Genomic DNA, 786 nt, shown 5'->3' on the forward strand with positions numbered 1-786 from the left:
GGCGGTTGTAGAGTCCGGTCAGGTCGTCGCGCACGGCAATGGCACTGAGGCGGTCGTGGGCTTCGCGCAGTCGTTCGCGTTGTTCTCGTACCCGCAATTGCAGGTTGTGGATATACCCACCCATATAGATAAACCAGCCCAGACCCAGGGTCAGGATGATCCAGTGCCCGATCAGGTAGGAGAAAATCGCCTGTTGGGGAGCGTTTATCCATTCATAGATCTGTAACCCGCTGAAGCAAAGCAGGGTGAAGGCCGCCATCAGCAGCATGCGTCGGCGGTCCAGTGCGAACACCCCAAAGGTCATGACCATAAAGTAGATGCTCAGCATGGCGCCGCGCAGTTCGCGGGAGTAATGCAGAATAGTGGTGGTCAGCAGGATGCCCACGGCCATTTGCAGGATGGTCAGGCTGGGATCGCCAAAGCGGTCGCTGACGCCACTGCGAATAAGCAGATAGAACAGCCCGTTGATGGCAAAGACCACCGCGAAGAAGGTCAGGTGCGGTGTGTTGGGTTCAAAAGCGGTGAGTTCCACACCAATGAAGGTGCCTGCCCACAATAAACAATAGGAATAGATCGCCATGACTTGGCGTTTTAACCGGACCGCGCGCTCCGGGGGATCTTTGGGTATCAGTGTTAACACGGGCAACAGGCGCCTAGCCGAATGATTGTTGTATTTTTAGTCAACTTTACCGTTTTTATCGTCCGGGGTCACAGACCTGTCATTGTCGGTGGTAGACAGCCAGTGACAAACTGTTGTTCAAACAATCGTTTGCTTGCCGGGATGAG

Annotated in this window: 1 pseudogene; it reads right to left on the reverse strand. The window is 54.7% G+C overall.

The annotated features are described in order from the left end of the window. A pseudogene (locus A3754_RS07665) lies at positions 1–580 on the reverse strand (GGDEF domain-containing protein); the annotation flags it as partial. Positions 581–786 lie beyond the last annotated feature (206 nt).

The organism is Alcanivorax sp. HI0083, from assembly GCF_001635175.1.